Annotated in this window: 1 protein-coding gene; it reads left to right on the top strand. The window is 60.5% G+C overall.

From position 1 onward, the window contains the following. A partial coding sequence (locus AB6807_RS39395; RefSeq protein ID WP_371088816.1) for a condensation domain-containing protein occupies positions 1-605 on the top strand: 605 nt, incomplete at both ends.

Genomic DNA, 605 nt, shown 5'->3' with positions numbered 1-605 from the left:
GGCGCCTCGAACATCCAGGACATCTATCCGCTGGCCCCATTGCAAGAGGGCATGCTGTTCCATCACCTGCTGCAGACCGAAGGCGATGCATACATCACCTCGCATTCACTGAGCTTCGACAGCAAGGAGCGGCTGGAGCGATTCATCGGCAGCTTCAATCAGGTCATCGCCCGTCACGACATCCTGCGCACCGCTGTGCTGTGGGAAGGCTTGAAAGAGCCGGTGCAGGTGGTGCATCGCCATGCCGAGCTGAAGCTGCAGTGGCTTGACGTCGAGCCTTCCAAGGCGGCTGAACAGATGAATGCCCATGTCGATCCGGCGCACTACCGCATCGACGTGCAACAGGCGCCGATGATCCGCGCCGTCGCGGCCTATGAACCGGTGCAGGGACGCTGGTTGCTGCAGTTGCCCAGCCACCACATGGTGCTGGACCACACGACGCTGGACTTTTTAATTGAAGAGATCTCGTTGATCCAGCAAGGCAAGCATTCGGAACTCCAGCAACCCGTTCCCTTCCGGAACTACGTCGCCCAGGCGCGCCTCGGCGTAAGCCAGGCAGAGCATGAAGCCTTCTTCACCCAGATGCTGGGCGACGTGGACGAGCC

The organism is Variovorax sp. RCC_210 (genome assembly GCF_041355175.1).
GTDB lineage: Bacteria > Pseudomonadota > Gammaproteobacteria > Burkholderiales > Burkholderiaceae_C > Variovorax.
This window is presented reverse-complemented; position numbering and strand designations above follow the sequence as displayed.